At 56.8% G+C, this 16470-nt stretch carries 13 protein-coding genes; 2 read left to right on the top strand and 11 right to left on the bottom strand.

Annotation, left to right across the window (positions count from 1 at the left end; genetic code table 11):
- Positions 1–18: 18 nt before the first annotated feature.
- The 7 genes from BGLCM_RS04870 to hemW all read right to left on the bottom strand — a co-directional run bounded on the left by BGLCM_RS04870 (position 19) and on the right by hemW (position 9604).
- The gene (locus tag BGLCM_RS04870; protein WP_044084998.1) at positions 19–474 is read right to left on the bottom strand and encodes a membrane protein; all 456 of its coding nucleotides are present in this window, start codon (positions 472–474) and stop codon (positions 19–21) included.
- A gap of 168 nt (positions 475–642) precedes the next feature.
- A complete protein-coding gene (locus tag BGLCM_RS04865; protein ID WP_006294120.1) occupies positions 643–852 on the bottom strand; it encodes a helix-turn-helix domain-containing protein in 210 nt (69 codons plus the stop codon).
- A 63-nt stretch (positions 853–915) separates the two neighbouring features.
- Positions 916–1044 (bottom strand): hypothetical protein, encoded by a 129-nt coding sequence (locus BGLCM_RS08700; RefSeq protein ID WP_274518192.1) that lies wholly within the window; start codon positions 1042–1044, stop codon positions 916–918.
- 53 nt (positions 1045–1097) lie between these two features.
- Entirely contained in the window at positions 1098–1673 is a 576-nt protein-coding gene (locus BGLCM_RS04860; protein ID WP_006294118.1) for a hypothetical protein, read from the bottom strand.
- A gap of 357 nt (positions 1674–2030) precedes the next feature.
- Positions 2031–3566: a glutamate synthase subunit beta gene (locus BGLCM_RS04855; protein ID WP_044084997.1), complete on the bottom strand. Its 1536-nt coding sequence runs from the start codon at positions 3564–3566 to the stop codon at positions 2031–2033.
- A 1-nt stretch (position 3567) separates the two neighbouring features.
- A complete protein-coding gene (gltB, locus tag BGLCM_RS04850) occupies positions 3568–8130 on the bottom strand; it encodes a glutamate synthase large subunit (protein WP_044085077.1) in 4563 nt (1520 codons plus the stop codon).
- 307 nt (positions 8131–8437) lie between these two features.
- Positions 8438–9604: a radical SAM family heme chaperone HemW gene (gene hemW, locus BGLCM_RS04845; protein WP_006294114.1), complete on the bottom strand. Its 1167-nt coding sequence runs from the start codon at positions 9602–9604 to the stop codon at positions 8438–8440.
- 534 nt (positions 9605–10138) lie between these two features.
- Here hemW and BGLCM_RS04840 point away from each other — a divergent pair.
- A complete protein-coding gene (locus BGLCM_RS04840; RefSeq protein WP_044084996.1) occupies positions 10139–10603 on the top strand; it encodes a GNAT family N-acetyltransferase in 465 nt (154 codons plus the stop codon).
- A gap of 117 nt (positions 10604–10720) precedes the next feature.
- Here the strand turns inward: BGLCM_RS04840 and lepA are convergent, their stop codons facing one another.
- Complete coding sequence (gene lepA / locus BGLCM_RS04835) at positions 10721–12601, bottom strand: translation elongation factor 4 (RefSeq protein WP_162831964.1); 1881 nt, start codon at positions 12599–12601, stop codon at positions 10721–10723.
- 151 nt (positions 12602–12752) lie between these two features.
- On the opposite strand from lepA, the gene rpsT reads away from it, so the two are divergent.
- Complete coding sequence (rpsT, locus tag BGLCM_RS04830) at positions 12753–13013, top strand: 30S ribosomal protein S20 (protein WP_006294111.1); 261 nt, start codon at positions 12753–12755, stop codon at positions 13011–13013.
- A gap of 249 nt (positions 13014–13262) precedes the next feature.
- Here the strand turns inward: rpsT and BGLCM_RS04820 are convergent, their stop codons facing one another.
- From BGLCM_RS04820 to BGLCM_RS04810, 3 genes are all read right to left on the bottom strand, one after another.
- Positions 13263–14156 (bottom strand): trimeric intracellular cation channel family protein, encoded by an 894-nt coding sequence (locus tag BGLCM_RS04820; protein ID WP_006294109.1) that lies wholly within the window; start codon positions 14154–14156, stop codon positions 13263–13265.
- 149 nt (positions 14157–14305) lie between these two features.
- Complete coding sequence (locus tag BGLCM_RS04815; RefSeq protein ID WP_044084995.1) at positions 14306–15433, bottom strand: branched-chain amino acid aminotransferase; 1128 nt, start codon at positions 15431–15433, stop codon at positions 14306–14308.
- Positions 15434–15755: 322 nt separating this feature from the next.
- Positions 15756–16349 (bottom strand): 50S ribosomal protein L25/general stress protein Ctc, encoded by a 594-nt coding sequence (locus tag BGLCM_RS04810; RefSeq protein WP_006294104.1) that lies wholly within the window; start codon positions 16347–16349, stop codon positions 15756–15758.
- Positions 16350–16470 lie beyond the last annotated feature (121 nt).

Here is a 16470-nt window from a genome sequence, read left to right as displayed (position 1 = left end):
TTGCCGTATGGCCTGCAATCAGACCGCTGTGCCGTTCTGGTCCAAGTTCGGATTGTTCTTCGGGTTGCCGGCCGTGAAGAACAGGCTCAACACACCCAACGCGAATACGCCGGAAACCACGAGGATGGCCCAATCGGGATGGTTGGGCAGCCACATCACGACGAAGAAGAACATGGCGGAAACCACGATGACCACCCAGCTGACCAGACGAGCCCAATTACGGGCCGAATGCGGCGCGCGCACTGCGGGCGGGTCAAAATCGTTGGGATCGGTGTCCATGGCGTGCTCTTCGGCTTCAATTTCGCTTGAAGTCGGCTTCCACGGACCTTTCTTGCCTTCCGCGATGCGCACGGAGCGCTCCTGGAGCTGTTGCTCATCAATCATGCCTTTGCGGCCGCGGCCGTTTGTGGAATCATACTGCTGGGGAATGCCTTTGCCCTTGGCTTTGGCACGACGTTCTGCGCGATTCGCCATAATGTGGTGCTCCTTCATAACAAAACGGTCGGCGCAATGCGCCGACCGTGGGATTGCTGTGCTCCAGTGTACTTGACTTTTTCTTGCGTTCATACCGCTCATGCCAAGAGCGCCAAATATCGGGAGGCTACGTTGGGGTGACCCCGTCTATCAGGATAGAGCGTGCGCTCAATCTTGCGTGTACACAAGAATGTCGCCAGGTTGGCATTGCAAGGCTTCGCAAATGCCGGCCAATGTGGTGAAGCGGATGGCGGATACGCGATTGTTCTTGATCTTGGAAAGATTGACATTCGTAATGCCTACCTTGTCGGCAAGTTCATTGAGTGACATATGCCGTTGCGCCATCATGACGTCGAGCGTGAGTTCAATGTGTCCCATGGCGGGACTCCTTTCCAATGAATGCACCGTGGAGAATCGTAAAGGTCCAATGGCGGTGCGGTGCTAGATGTGACGTTCCAGGTGTTTGCTGTGTGCTTCCTCGCATGCGAGGATATGTGCCACACTGAGCATGATCGAGCTGATGGTGAGGGTCAACAGCCCGATCATGTCAATGCTGATGAGATGTCCCATGATCAATGGTTCTGTTCATCGTGATGCGTGGTGGAATCCATCACGGCACTGTCTTAGACAAGGCCTTCCACGTCTTGACGCATCACCTCACCTTGGGCGAAGACTTGGGAGATGCACAGCATCAGCAGGCCAAGCATGAGCATGGTCACATTCAACACATACGTGACCATGCCATGGCCCAGCGCAAGTGTGCCGACTGCGCAGACAATGAAGCCGATGACAATGGTCAGCAGCAAGAAGATGCCGATTTCACGCACCATGCGCGTCACATCCTGCTGGAACGGTGTGGCCCCCCTGGCGAACCAGGTGCGCCCTTCGGCCGTTTTGATGATCAAGTAGGTGTCGCGGAACACCATGGCCATGGCCACAAGCATGAAGAACGCGCCAATGGCATAGGTGCGCAGTCCCCCGGCGTCAATCACGCCATGCGCATCAGCGACGTGCACGCTCAATCCGTAGGTATCGACCACGCCGTCGCCAAGCAGGTTCGCTGGCACCAACGACGAAATCCAAGAGGTGGAGAACCATGAGCTGACAAACAGCACGAGTGCGCAAACGGCGGCGATCCAATGCAGGATTTCCACAATCTTGGCCAGCACCTTGGTCAGGGAATCAAGTGGAGTGTTCATGACGATATCCTTTGCTCTATGGGAACAACTATTGTTCAAATGACTATCAGCTGATGGTCCCATAGTAACGCAATGATTATCGCCTTTCAACTACTTATTAATGTATTTCGATAAATAATTATCGAAAAGCAAGTATTTAGAACGGTTGCAGACGCCCGCCAGTCAACAAACTGGATGTTCACTATGCGAACACACCCTGAGCCGAACCGGTGTCCCGTAAAGCAGGCAACCATCACCAACATTGCAATACCAAGGCGACGCCACCCTTCCCGGCCTCACACATATCAACAACAAAAGCCGGTGTGACCTCCCAAGAGCATCACACCGGCTCAAACAAGCACAGTCTTGAGCGTGAACTCAGACGCGCGGCAGCATCATCGGCTTAGCCGAAGCCTTGATAGGTGCCGGCAGCTCCGTACCTCCCATCAGATAGGAATCAACGGCGGCCGCACATGAACGCCCCTCAGCGATGGCCCAGACGACCAAGCTCTGGCCGCGACCCGCGTCACCACAGGAGAACACGCCTGGCTGGCTCGTCTGGAACGCGTCATCACGCGCCACGTTGCCACGAGCATCAAGATCCACCGGCATCTGCTCAACGAGCGTGTCGGTATCGGGATGCAAGAAGCCCACCGAAATCAGCACAAGATCGGCAGGAATCACGCGTTCCGTACCCGGCTGGCGAGTGAACGGGCCGTTCTGGCCAGGAGCCACGTCAACAATCTTGAGTCCCGTGACGTGACCGTGTTCATCCGCGATGAACCCTTCAGTCTGCGTGGACGTCTCGATGGTGACCTTTGCTTCCTGCTCAGGAGTGCCCTCGAACTCGACGGAATCGGTGTTGTAGATATACTCGCCACCCTCTTCCATCGACGATGTCTTTTGATACAAGCGGGCGAACGTAGGCCACGGCTGGTTGTCAGGACGAGTCAACGGTTCCTGCGGCATGATCTGCAGCACCGTCACATCCTTGGCACCCTGACGGATCGCCGTGCCCAAGCAGTCGGAACCCGTGTCGCCACCGCCGATGATGACGACATGCTTGTCTTTGGCCGTCAAATCATGCACCGGCTCCACGCCATACACGCGACGCGTCGCATCCGGCAGGAACTCCATCGCGAAATGGATGCCATCCATCGAACGGCCCGGCAGATTCATGTCGCGCGGCACAGTCGAACCGATGGCCACAACGACAGCATCATACCGGTCACGCAACTCATCCCACGAAATATCCTTACCAATCTCAGTATTCGTGCGGAAACGCGTGCCTTCAGCTTCCATCTGCTCAACACGCCGGTCAATCAGACGCTTGTCAAGCTTGAAGTTCGGAATACCGTAGCGCATCAACCCGCCGATGGCGTCATCACGCTCGTAGACGACGACCGTATGGCCGGCGCGAGTCAACTGCTGGGCGCAAGCCAAGCCTGCAGGACCGGAACCAACCACAGCGACCGTCATATCAGTCAAACGCTGGGGACGTTGCGGCTCCACAATGTCAAGCTCCCAAGCCTGGTCAATAATCGTGCATTCGTCGTTACGGATCATCGTCGGCGGCTGGTGGATGCCCAACACACACGCGGACTCGCACAAAGCCGGACAGATACGGCCCGTCACTTCCGGGAAATTGTTCGTCATCGACAGACGGTCATACGCATCCTGCCACTGTCCCTGACGCACCAAATCGTTCCACTCGGGAATCAAGTTGCCCAGCGGGCAGCCAGACATGCAGAATGGCGTACCGCAATCCATGCAACGGGCGGCCTGCGCTTGCGTCCACGGCTGCAAACCGGACTCGGCATGGACGTCAAGCCAGTCCTGGATACGCTCCTGAACCGGGCGCTCCGCGAGTTCATGACGTGTACGGACCTTCAGGAATCCTTTTGGATCACCCATGTCAGCGAGCTCCTTCCATAACGTGCTCGTACGTCTCTTCCCAGACGCCAGGTGCATTGAAATCGATGTGTTCCAGGTTGGCCTGCTTCATGGCGGCCGTCATCGCAACGAACGGGCGCGGCACCACATGCGTGAAGCGCGTGCGCGCATTGTCCCAATCCTCGAGCAAACCTTGCGCGAATGCGGAACCCGTTTCCTCAGCATGCTTGGTCACCAGACGCTTGAGCTGCTCTTCAGGAGCCGGACCCTGGTGCAGCGGGGACGCCGCGGCACGCTCGTTTTCCTGGTCCAGCGTTTCGAACAGCAGCGGACCGTTCTTGGCGGCCGGATTGACCTTGTCCATGTCCAGATCAAGCACATAGACGTTGCCACCCGAGAAGCCCGCACCGAAGTTGCGGCCCGTCGGACCCAAGATGACGACGGTGCCACCGGTCATGTATTCACAACCATGGTCACCAACACCTTCCACCACGAACGTGGCGCCGCCGTTACGCACACCGAAACGTTCGCCAGCACGGCCGGCCACAAACATTTCACCCGAAGTGGCGCCGAAACCAAGCACGTTGCCGGCAATGACGTTGTCATGCGTGTCATAGCTGACATCGGCATCGGGGCGGATGATGATGCGGCCGCCGGACAGACCCTTGCCCGCATAATCGTTGGTCTCGCCGATGACGCGCATCGTCTCGCCACGCGGAATGAACGCGCCCAGCGACTGGCCTCCCGAACCATGCAGCGTCATGTCGATCGTGTCGTCCGGCAAACCTTCTTCGCCATAACGCTTCGTGATCTCGTAGCCGAGCATCGTGCCGAGCGTACGGTTGACATTGCGAATCGGCATGTCGATGCGCACAGGTTCACGACGTTCGAGCGCATCGGCGCACAGCGCGATCAGTTCGTTGTCCAGAGCCTTGTCGAGCTCATGGTTCTGGTCGATTGTCTTGTGCAGGATCGTGCCGGGTACCGGGCCGGGCTGCATGAGCACGTTCGTCAAATCAATGCCGGCTGTCTTCCACTGCTGCACAGCCTCGTTACGATCCAGGCACTCGACGTGGCCCACGGCCTCTTCGAGCGTGCGGAAACCGAGCTCAGCGAGAATCTCACGAACCTCTTCAGCGATGAACATGAAGAAGTTGATCACGGCTTCAGGAGTACCCGAGAAACGTGCACGCAATTCGGGATCCTGCGTGGCGATGCCTTGCGGACACGTGTTCTTCTGGCACACGCGCATCATGACGCAGCCTTCAACAATCAACGCGGCCGTGGCAAAGCCGAATTCCTCGGCTCCGAGCAGCGCGGCAACCACCACGTCGCGACCCGTCTTCAATTCGCCATCGCACTGCACGGTGACGCGCGAACGCAAGCCGTTAAGAATCAGCGTCTGCTGCGTTTCCGACAGACCGATCTCCCATGGCGTACCCGCATGTTTGATCGCGTTGAGCGGGGCCGCGCCCGTACCGCCGTCATAGCCGGAAATCAGCACGACATCGGCATGGCACTTGGCCACACCCGCGGCCACGGTGCCCACGCCGAACTCGGACACGAGCTTGACATGCACACGGGCTTGAGGATTGGCGTTCTTGGCATCGTTGATCAGCTGCTTCAGATCCTCAATCGAGTAGATATCGTGGTGCGGCGGCGGCGAAATCAACTCCACACCAGGTGTGGAATGACGCACCTTCGCAATCCACGGCGGCACCTTGGCGCCTGGCAGATGGCCGCCCTCGCCGGGTTTGGCGCCCTGGGCGAGCTTGATCTGCAAATCCGTGGCATGCACCAGGTAATTGCTCGTCACACCGAAGCGCGCCGAAGCGATCTGCTTGATCTTGCTGCACAGCAACGGATTGTTCAGACGGTCTTCCGACTCGCCACCCTCACCCGAGTTCGAGCGTGCGCCAATCGTGTTCATCGCGATGGCCAGCGTCTCATGAGCTTCCTTCGAAATGGAACCGTAGCTCATGGCGCCAGTCGAGAAACGCTTGACAATCTCGGTCGCCGGTTCAACTTCATCAATCGGCACGGGCTTGCGCGTGGACTGCAACGACATGAGGCCGCGCAACGTCATCAAACGGTTCGACGTGTCGTTGATATGCTTCGAATACTGCTTGAACATACCGTAATCGGCGCGGCTCGTGGCCTGCTGCAGCAGGAAGATCGCCTCAGGATCGTTGAGATGGTCCTCACCCGTGCGACGCCACTTGTAGTCGCCGCCGGTCAGCAGCTTGCGATGCGGACGAGCGGTCCACATCTCGGGATAGGCCACGCGGTGGCGAATCGCCACCTCTTCAGCCAGCACATCCAGGCCGACGCCACCAACACGAGACACAGTGCCCGTGAAGTACTCGTCAATGATCTGCTGATCAAGACCCACGGCCTCAAACAACTGCGCGCCACGATAACTCATGATCGTGGAGACACCCATCTTGCTCATGATCTTGAGCACGCCAGTGGACAGCGCGTTCTTCAGATTCGCCACAGCCGTGGCCGGATCAACGGTCACATAGCCTTCACGAGACAGGTCCTCGACCGACTCGAATGCCAGATACGGGTTCACCGCGGCGGCGCCGTAAGCAATGAGCAGCGCCACATGGTGAATCTCACGCACGTCACCGGCCTCAACGACCATCGAAATCTGCGTGCGCGTATGGCGGCGCAGCAAATGGTGCTGCACGGCCGAAGTCAGCAGCAGTGAAGGAATCGGACCCCACGTGTGGTCGGAGTTGCGGTCGGAAAGGATCAGGAAGTTGCTGCCGTTGGCGATGGCTTCGTCAATCTCGGCGAAAATCTCCTCGATACGTTCACGCAGCGCCTCGCCACCACCGGCAACCTGGTACAGGCCGCGCACCACGAACGGCTTGTAGTAGCCGTCGAGCATGCGGGCGCGATCCAGACGCTTGAGCTGGCTCATCTGCACGGAATCGAGCACCGGCTTGCCAATCACGATCTTCTTTGAATGCAGTTCGCAATCCTCAAGCAAGTTGGGTTCGGGACCAATCGCTGATTCCAGCGAGGTCACAATCTTCTCACGTTCCCAATCCAGCGGCGGGTTCGTGACCTGCGCGAATTTCTGCGTGAAGTAATCGAACAGCATGCGGCTGCGCTTGCTCAGCACCGACATCGGCGTGTCGTTACCCATCGACCCCAAGGGCTCCTTGCCCGTGTTGGCCATGGGAGTCAAAATCATCTTGAGGTCTTCTTGCGTATAGCCGAACGCACGCTGACGACGCGTCACCGAATGGTTCGAATAATTGATGTGCTCACGCTCGGGCAGTTCGCTCATCTGCACCGTGTTCGCTTCAACCCATTCACGGTAAGGATGCTCGTGGGCCAGCTGCTGCTTAATTTCCTCATCGGCGATCATGCGACCTTCAGCCGTGTCGATCAGGAACATGCGTCCCGGTTCCAGACGGCCCTTCGCCTCGATCTGATCGTCGGCAATCTGCGGCAGCACACCGGCTTCCGAAGCGAGCACCACGTAGCCGTCCTTCGTGACCTGCCAACGTCCCGGACGGAAGCCGTTGCGGTCAAGCACGGCGCCAACCTGTGTGCCGTCGGTGAAGATGATGTGGGCCGGGCCATCCCATGGCTCGATCAGCGTGTTGTTGTATTCGTAGAACGCACGCACGTCCGGATCGAGCTCCTTGTTGCTCTCCCAAGCCGGAGGCACCATCATCAAGACGGCATGCGGTAACGTACGGCCAGCAAGGTTGAGCAGCTCGAGGCATTCGTCAAACGTGCCCGAATCGGAGTAGCCGGGCGTGTCAATCGGCAGCAATGGCTTGATATCGCCCAACAGTTCGGAGCTGAACATGCCTTCGCGTGCGGAAAGCCAGTTGCGGTTGCCCTGGATTGTGTTGATCTCGCCATTGTGGGCCAGTAAGCGGAACGGCTGAGCCAACGGCCACGACGGGAACGTGTTCGTGGAAAAACGCGAATGCACGATGGCCACAATCGCCTTCATGCGTTCATCTGACAAGTCCGGGAAGAACGGCTTGAGCTGCATCGTCGTGAGCATGCCCTTGTACGTAATCGTACGCGCGCTCAGCGAGGCGAAATACACGCCGACTTCATGCTCCACGCGTTTGCGCACGCGGAAGGCCTTGCGGTCGAGCGCAATGCCTTCAAGCTCACCTTCCGGATCCACCAGCACGAGCATTTTGAACGAGGGCATGCTGGCCAAGGCCTGCAAGCCAAGGCCGTCAGGATTCGTGGGCACCGTGCGCCACGCCACGGCCTGCAGTCCCTCTTCCTGGGCGATATTGGCGATGGCCTGCTCCTGCTGGCCACACACGCCCAAATCGCGGTCAAGGAACGCGATACCGGCCGCATAGTGGCCTGCCGGCGGCAATTCCACATCCACCACAGCACGCATGAACTCGTCCGGCATGCTCATCAGGATTCCCGCACCGTCACCCGTGTTCTCCTCGGCACCCACGGCTCCACGGTGGTTGAGGTTGACAAGCACTTCGATGGCATCGTCAACGATGCGTCGCTCAGGCTTCCGGTTGAGGGTGGTGACCATGCCCACGCCGCACGCATCGTGCTCGGCTCGAGGGTCGTACATCCCCTCGGGGTCATGGATGGTCAAATCAAGCGGGGCCTGGAACGTCACCGCGATCACCTCTCTTTGAACTGGTCGGCGCGCCGCCAGATTCAGCGGCCGCCTTGTATTGTGCGTTCAAAGATTACAAGCGCCCGTGTTTCCGCCCTCCCTCGCGTCCACATAACGAATCAGCAGTATTGCGCTGCGTTGGCAGCAACAAGACATGAAATGACGCGGATTTCGAGGGGGGTACCTCGTCATTCGCCCCGACTTTGTTTCGAACGAGTTTCTTACGTATTTCCAAATCTTGCGCTGCTTAGCCTTGGTTTTAGCTGATATATTCCATCAATTGCATAATCATTGCGTCATTGAGCAGCCTGCCACGTCGCGTCGGCACGGCCCTGCCCTCATTCAAGGCTCGCGGATCAAGCAACCCTTCATCAGCAAATTGCCGCCATGCAGCCTGTGGAATCCGTGCATCCGCCTGTGCGATATCGAGTCCCTCGCGGATACGCAGTCCCAGCATCAGTTGCTCTTCGGCCTGTTCAGTGGCGCTGATCGTCTCACTGCCGGCAAACGGCACGCGCCCCTCGTTGATTGCTTGCGCCCACACTTTGGGGTGGGTGATGTCCCACGCGCGCACAGCGCTGCCCTGCACATCACCGTAGTGTGAGTGGGCGCCCGGTCCGATGCCGGCCCAGTCCACATTGCGCCAATATCCGAGGTTATGCCGCGATTCGTAGCCCGGTTTGGCCCAATTGCTCACTTCATACCAGTCGAAGCCGGCTTGGGTCAGCAACGTGTCGGCAATATCATATTTCGCGGCTTCATCGTCATCATCAGGTTTCGGCAACACTCCCGCGGCAATACGCCGCCCCATCGTCGTGGTGGGTTCCACGGTCAGCGCGTAGGCGGAAATATGGTTCACACCAAGCGCGATGGCTGTTTTGACCGACGTGCGCCAGTCATCAAGGCTCTCCCCCGGCGTGCCGTAAATCAGGTCCACGCTCGAACGCAGTCCCGCCCGGTTTGCCGCATTGATTCCGGCTTCCACATTCGCCGGCGTGTGTGTGCGGTCCAGCGTGTGCAACACGTGCGGCACAGCCGACTGCATACCGAACGAAATCCTGGTGAAGCCCGCGTCGGCGAGCGCCTGGATATAGTCCGCATCCACCGTATCCGGGTTGGCTTCTGTGGTTATTTCCGCCCCGGCCTCAATACCCCAAATACCGTCTATGGCCTGCACCATGGCTGCCAGATTGCTAGGCGTCAAGATTGTGGGAGTACCGCCGCCAAGGAACACCGTCGAAACCGGACCCTCGTCGAGGCCGTGATCGAGCTGCCATTGACGCACCAGTCTCATCTCTTGTATGGCTTGGTGCGCATATCCTTCCCGCGACGCACCATTGCCAAGGTCCCGCGCCGTATAGGTATTGAAGTCACAATACCCACAACGACGCAAGCAAAACGGCACATGCACATAGACTTCGAACATGGTTTCCAATCTAGCGCAACGCCATTCCGACGAGTAGCTCATCAGCGGCGCCCTACCGAATCCGCCCGGACACCTGACCAAGGTGGGTTCCTATGCCGAGCGGCTGTTCCGATATCGTTCACTGTCTTATCTGGATGCACAAGACACTGGATCGGCGTTCATGCAGATGGCTGCACGCAACGGCTGAGTCGGCATATCGCAGTAACGGCATATTCACAACGAACAGTCACGTCGTTATCACCTCTAAAGCCGCATATCTACCTATATGTCTGCCTGCACATGAGGCGTGCTGTAGCGCCTATGAGGTAACCGCTCTCCCCACATGCATTAACTGTGTTAATTAATTAACTCAGTTAATACTCACGATGTCATTTGAAGATGTGGAAAAGAGAGTGCAGAAAGCCTATGACTGAGCTCATCGCATTGTTATGCTGTAGCTCCTGCCAATTAATGGAAACAATACAAGAGATTGTTTGCTCAAATAAAACAAATGACATCAATGGCATTAGTAGCCATTTCCACAAAGGAGCTATCATGATTCGCGAGGCCACAACTGCTGACATCAAGGACATGCTTCGTCTGTATGCACAACTGCGCAATAGGCCAATACCACAAGTATCGGAAGGCATTTCGTCAACATGGCAGTCCATTCTCGCCGACCCTAACCACCATGTCATAGTCTATGAGCAGAGTGACGAGATTATTTCCTCATGCATATGCTTGATTATTCCTGATTTGACTCATGGCTTGCGTCCCAAAGCCATCATTATGAATCTGATTACTGACGAGCGGTACCGCCGTCAGGGATTTGGTTCCGCATGCATGGGCTTTGCACAAAATTTGGCCTTTAGGGAAGGCTGCGCAGAAGTTGAGGTGCACATTCCAAACGATCGGCACATTCTGTATGAATTCATGCTCAGCATCGGCTACCAGACAGATACCGCATTCAACATCTGCCGTAAGCCCGTGCGACCCTCGCGATATGCCACCTGGTACTAATCGCAGGTGAAGCATCGTGGTAAGGATGATTATGCCGCGTTGACCCAGCCGGGTGGGATGGATCGCTGCAATCCATCCCACCGCGATACCACGACCAACATTCAAATTCGGAAAAGCTCATCCCTCGGTTTTTTGAGCGGCACGAATCTTGTCTTTGGTGTCGCGGTCGTTGCCGGCTTCACCGGTGGACAAGGCGGCGACGAAGGCTTCTTGAGGCACTTCGACGTGGCCGAGCATCTTCATACGCTTCTTGCCGGCCTTCTGCTTTTCAAGCAGCTTGCGCTTACGTGTGATATCGCCGCCATAGCACTTGGCCAATACGTCCTTGCGCAACGCGCGGATGTTTTCACGTGCGATGATGCGTGAACCGATGGCCGCCTGGATTGGGATTTCAAACTGCTGGCGTGGAATCAGTTCGCGCAGTTTCTTCGTCATCATGACGCCATAGCTGTAGGCCTTGTCACGGTGCACAATCGCGCTGAACGCATCGATCTTCTCACCTTGAATCAGGATGTCGACCTTGACGAGATCAGCCGCTTGTTCGCCATCCTCATGGTAATCAAGCGACGCATATCCTTTCGTGCGGCTCTTGAGTTGGTCAAAGAAATCGAACACGATTTCAGCGAGTGGAATACGGTAATGCATTTCCACGCGGTCGGTGGAGATGTATTCCATCGTGCCCATGACGCCACGGTGGTCCTGGCACAAATCCATGACAGCGCCAATGAACTCTTTTGGCGTGATGATGTCGGCGGCGACCACCGGTTCCACAATGCGCTTGATCTTGCCTTCCGGGAACTCGCTCGGATTGGTCACGCGATGTACGGTGCCATCTTCGCTCGTCACCTCGTAGGGCACGTTCGGTGCCGTGGAGATCAGGTCCAAACCGAATTCACGACTCAACCGTTCCGACACGATTTCCATATGCAACAGTCCCAAGAAACCGCAGCGGAAGCCGAATCCCAACGCCACAGACGTTTCAGGTTCATAAATCAATGCCGCATCATTGAGCTTGAGTTTATCCAACGCTTCACGCAATTCAGGGAATTGCGCATTGTCAATCGGGAACAAGCCCGCATATACCATAGGTTGCGGATCGCGATATCCCGGCAGCGGTTCAGTCGCCGGATTCTTGGCCGAAGTGATCGTGTCGCCAACCTTGGACTGGCTGACGTCCTTGGCACCCGTGATCACATAACCGACTTCACCGGCACCCAACGCTTTCGTGGGCATCATGTCGGGGCTGATCACACCGATTTCGATGGGGTCATGCTGCATGCCGATACCAAGCATTTCCAACTTTTCACGACTGTGCAGCTCCCCGTCAACCATGCGGATATAGGTGACGATGCCACGGTACGAGTCATACACCGAATCAAAAATCAAGGCGCGCGACGGCGCTTGCGGATCGCCTTCAGGAGCCGGGATATCGGTGACAATGCGGTCAAGCAGTTCAGCCACACCCTCACCCGTCTTGCCGGAAACGCGCAACACGTCGGACGGGTCACAACCGATCAGACCAGCGATTTCCTCGGCATGCTTGTCTGGTTCGGCGCTGGGCAAATCGATTTTGTTCAGCACGGGGATAATCGTCAAATCATGGTCAATGGCCATATACAAGTTGCTCAACGTTTGCGCTTCAATGCCTTGCGTGGCATCCACGAGCAACACCGCACCCTCACATGCGGCCAACGCGCGTGAGACTTCATAGGTGAAATCTACGTGACCGGGAGTGTCAATCATGCCCAACGTGTATTCCACGCCATCAAACGTCCAAGGCACGCGCACGGCCTGCGATTTGATCGTGATGCCGCGTTCCTGCTCAATATCCATGCGATCGAGGAATCGGTCACGCATCTCACGTTCGGGCACAATGCCGCTCAGCTGCAGGATTCGGTCAGCCACCGTCGACTTGCCATGGTCGATATGGGCGATGATACAGAAATTTCGAATCACCGACTGATCGGTGAAACCCGGCTGGTTATGCTGCGTGGCCACGCAATCCTCCTCGTTACACGAAAACTCCATTGATTCTAGCGTTAGAGCGTGGAAAACATGCCCACTACACCACACTGCACATTATCCATGAGGCATGCTAGTATTTCACGACGTATGTCCTTATAGCACCAAGCCGTTTGGAGAATAGATAGTGGCAAACATTAAGTCGCAGAAGAAGCGCGTGCTGACGAACCAGAAGGCTCACATGCGTAACGTCTCCGTGAAGTCCGCGCTGAAGACCGCGGTTCGTCACGTCCGTGAAGCCATCGCCGCCGGTGACAAGGCTCTCGCTGAAGAGAAGTTCGCAATCGCATCGCGCAAGCTCGATAAGGCAGCAAGCAAGGGTGTGATCCACAAGAACCAGGCTGCGAACCGCAAGTCCAGCCTCGCTCTGCAGATCAACGCCATGTGATGCACGCGTCGGCACTGACCGACGTAATCATTGAGCTTCAGACTGGAACCGTACTTGTACGGTTCCAGTTTTTCTCTATTGCGATGCCTCCACCAATCGCACCGGCGCCAACCATATTGATGAGGCACGCCAGAACAAACGAGACACCGAATATGATGAAGGGCCATATCGTTGATATGGCCCTTGCTATTCTCACCTATGGCATGTCAATCGTCATGCTCGTCGATTGATGCCGACTTGCCAACTTCCCTATTGGTTATTGTGGCCAGCATCAGATTTGATGTCTGCCATGTTTTCCTGAAGATGCACATCCGCTGGCGATGATGAGGCGGATGCCGATGACGGTGTGCGCAACAGTTGCATGGCGGATCCGTCATCATCGTTGGCGGTCGAGTCCACTTCTTGCACAATGCTGGTGGGATGCTCGTCATGCAATGATGCACGATGACGGACCTCACGGCGAATCAATGTGCTCAGCAGCACAGCTTTCTTACGTTTGACAGCGCCTGGCAATTCGATGTCGAACTTGACAGAAGCCAATCGCAACGCAACCACGAGCAACACAATGACCACGTCCAGGCTGAATTCGGCATGGAACGAGATGGCACCGTATTGTTCCATGCGCCACACCACCACGGTCAACACGCAGCCGATGACTGAAGGCACGATATACCAATGCCGGTCACGGATGATTTGCGGCACATCATTGAGCAGAATGTCACGGATTGTGCCACCGCCGATGGCCGTGAACGTGCCCAAAAACACTGCGGTCAAACCCGACGTGTTATACATGAGCGCCTTGCTCGCACCATTGACGGCAAACAAACCGATAGACAACGCGTCAATCGTCAGCATCGTCCATTTGAGTTTGTTGACCTCCGGGTGGATGACGGCGACCACGCATCCCGAAGCGAACGCTGTGAACACAAAGCCACGATCAGAAATGCCCGCAGGTGGCACTGCGCCCAACAACAGATCGCGCAAAATACCGCCGCCCAATGCGGTCAGCCATGCAGTGATCAAAATGGTCAGCAAATCCAGTTTCTTCCGGATTGCGGTCAAGCCTCCACTCATACCGCAGAAGAAAATAGCCAGATATTCGATTGTCTGGAAGAATGGGCTGGTTTGTAGTGCAATTCCCACGCAATCCCCTTCTTTCGAGCACACAATAGAAACACGCAAACACTACCACAGTGGAAATATGAGTACAGCGTCATAACGCGTGTTGGGGCGCCCACTATCCAGAGTGAACGCCCCAACACCGTAGACAATCAGTCTAGTCTCGCGTGTATTCAGCACACCTTCCACATCCAGTTATGCGGATCTTCAATTTCGCCAAGCTGAATACCCAGCAGCTGGTTGCGGATGGCCATCGTCAACTCGCCAGGCTTACCGCCATTGACTTCGATGTCGAACGTTTCCGACTTGAAACGGCCAATCGGCGTGACAATAGCTGCCGTGCCACAAGCGAACACTTCGGTCACTTCACCCGACTTGATGTCTTCAAGCAGCTGGTCGAGAGCGATCATCGTCTCGACCACGTCATGGCCGTCATCCTGCAGCAGCTGGATGATCGAACGGCGCGTGATGCCCGGCAGGATCGAACCGGTCAGGCTTGGCGTCTCCACATGGCCGTCCTTGTGCACGACCATCATGTTCATGCCACCGAGCTCTTCGAGATAGGTCTGCGTGGCGGCATCCACGAAGCACACCTGTTCGCAGCCCTGCTCAATGCCACGATATTCACCGAGCAGCGAGGCGGCATAGTTGCCACCACACTTGGCGTAACCCGTGCCACCGGGGCCTGTGCGGAAATACTTGTTTTCCACCCAGATGCTGACGGGCTTAATCTCGCCCGGGAAGTACGGGCCGGACGGGGATGCGATCACGCAATACTCGACCTCTTCAGGAGCGCGCACACCCAGGAACGGTTCGGAAGCGAAGATGAACGGACGCAAGTACAGCGTGTATTCACGACGCGTGGGCACCCACTTGACATCCTGCATGGTCAGCGCGGCCACGGAACCGAGGAAGTCGTCAATGGACACCTCGGGAAGATAGAGACGACGGGCTGAATTCTGCAGACGCTCGGCATTCGCATCCGGACGGAACAGCCAAACCGATCCATCGGCATGATGATAGGCCTTAAGACCCTCAAACACTTCCTGAGCGTAATGCAGCACGGAAGCGCCCGGATCGAGCTTGAGCGGCGCATACGGTTCGATACGGCGGTCAGACCAGCCCTCCCCCTTCGTCCAGCTCATATGGGCCATGCTGTCGGAAAACAGCTGGCCGAATGCCGGCTTGTCAATCAGCTCTTCACGGCGTGCGTCCGAAGCCTTGTTCTCGTTGGGCAGCACGGTGAATGCCTGGGCGAGCTCCTGCAAACGAGCCGGATTATGATGGGATTCATTCGTCATAACTATCATCTTCTTCATGGTCGGTCGACAAAGGATGTCGCGAAGCTTGCGATTGGTTCCATACTGTTGCACAATCGGACGGCTTGTCCAACGATAATGTTCACCATGTGACCCACTTTGTTGTAATCAATACAGTTTCTTCAGAAGTCCAGGAAGTCGGAATACTGCGATGGCACAAATCTGGCGCACCTGACTACGCTACAGCAGATATGGAAAAGCCCCGCAATCCAGTGTGAATTGCGGGACCCTCATAAGCATTACATCACGCGCCAGCATGCCACCGCGATCAAGCGGGCCGTTCAGCGCAACGCAATGTCAGTACTCACTCAGCGTCAGCGGCAGGAGCTTCCTCAGCCGGAGCTTCAGCGGCCTCTTCATCTTCCTTGACGGACACGATGGACTCGTCAGGATCGGTGACGTCGAGCTCGATGCCCTCCGGCAGCTCAAGGCCGGCAGCAGTGATGTGCTCGCCAGCGCTCAGACCCGTAACGTCAATCGTGATGCGCTCAGGCAGATTGGCCACATCAGCGCGGACCTTGAGCATCTGGACGTCGACGAATGCGGTGGCAGCGCCCTTCGGCTCGCCCTCAACAAACACCGGCACCTCGACCTCGATCTTCTCGCCGGCCTTGACCTCATAGAAGTCAACGTGCTCAACGATGCGCTTGACAGGGTTGCGCTGCACATCCTTGACCACTGCCATCGTGGACTTGCCGTCATACTTGAGCGTGATCAGGGCGTTGTTGTGACGCAGAGCCAGCGTCGTTTCCTTCATCGGCAGCGTCAGGTAGACGGGCTGGTCGCCACCGGCGTACACGGTGGCCGGGATCAGCTTGGCGACGCGCATGCGGCGAGCCGGGCCCTTGCCGAACTCAGTACGCAGGTTGCCTTCAAGAGTAATGGTTGTGGTTGCCATTGTGAGTTCCTTTCTGTGTGGTTTCAGCGCATCAACGAGCCGAAAGCACAGCGGAACCGCGCTTTCATGCCGAGTCGATAACGGAGCGCGCGCTCCCTCGCCAAAGCAACTTCCTCACTAT

Origin of the sequence: Bifidobacterium gallicum DSM 20093 = LMG 11596 (genome assembly GCF_000741205.1) — a bacterium.
In the GTDB taxonomy this organism is placed as follows: Bacteria; Actinomycetota; Actinomycetes; order Actinomycetales; family Bifidobacteriaceae; genus Bifidobacterium; species Bifidobacterium gallicum.
Note: the sequence above shows the minus strand (reverse complement) of the source record. Positions and strands in the feature narration are given on the sequence as shown.